The organism is Phyllobacterium chamaecytisi, from assembly GCF_020164455.1.
Taxonomy (GTDB): domain Bacteria; phylum Pseudomonadota; class Alphaproteobacteria; order Rhizobiales; family Rhizobiaceae; genus Phyllobacterium; species Phyllobacterium chamaecytisi.
Genome location: NZ_JAIQWW010000076.1, coordinates 1 through 574 on the forward strand (window position 1 = coordinate 1; position 574 = coordinate 574).

At 54.9% G+C, this 574-nt stretch carries 1 protein-coding gene and 1 pseudogene; both read left to right on the forward strand.

Annotated elements, in window-relative coordinates; genetic code table 11:
* Positions 1-158, forward strand: a pseudogene (locus tag LB462_RS30990) (sugar ABC transporter permease); the annotation flags it as partial.
* A gap of 88 nt (positions 159-246) precedes the next feature.
* Positions 247-574, forward strand: a 328-nt coding sequence (locus LB462_RS30995; protein ID WP_505483636.1) for an ABC transporter permease family protein, incomplete at its 3' end; no start/stop codon positions are given.

A 574-nucleotide genomic window follows, 5' to 3' on the forward strand; every position in this document is an offset into this window, starting at 1 on the left:
ATTCGACGACGTTCCTGTCGATCGATCTCGTCAAGATGGCGGTCGGCCAGTTCGACCTCGGGCCTGCCGCGGCCATGTCGATCATCTACTTCCTGATCATTCTCTTGCTGTCATGGGTCTTCTACACCGTCATGACCAATTACGATGCGGAGCGCTGATATGAGCGTGCAGAACGACACACTTGCACGAACGAGTGGGCGGCCCGAAGCCGAACAGCGCCAGATTGACAAGGCGCTGGCCCGTCGCATGCGCAAGCGCGGCGATGAATCGAAGTTCTGGTGGCTGATCCCGACGCTGTACATCATCTTTTTGATGCTGCCGATCTACTGGCTCATCAATATGAGCTTCAAGACCAATCAGGAAATCCTCGGCGCTTTCTCGCTGTGGCCGCAGAACCCCACTCTGAACAATTATGCGGTCATCTTCACCGATCCATCCTGGTACAAGGGTTATATCAATTCCATCATCTATGTGGTGATGAACACGGTGATCTCGGTGCTGGTGGCCCTGCCTGCAGCCTATGCCTTCTCGCGCTACCGGTTCCTCGGCGACAAGCATTTGTTCTTTTGGCTGT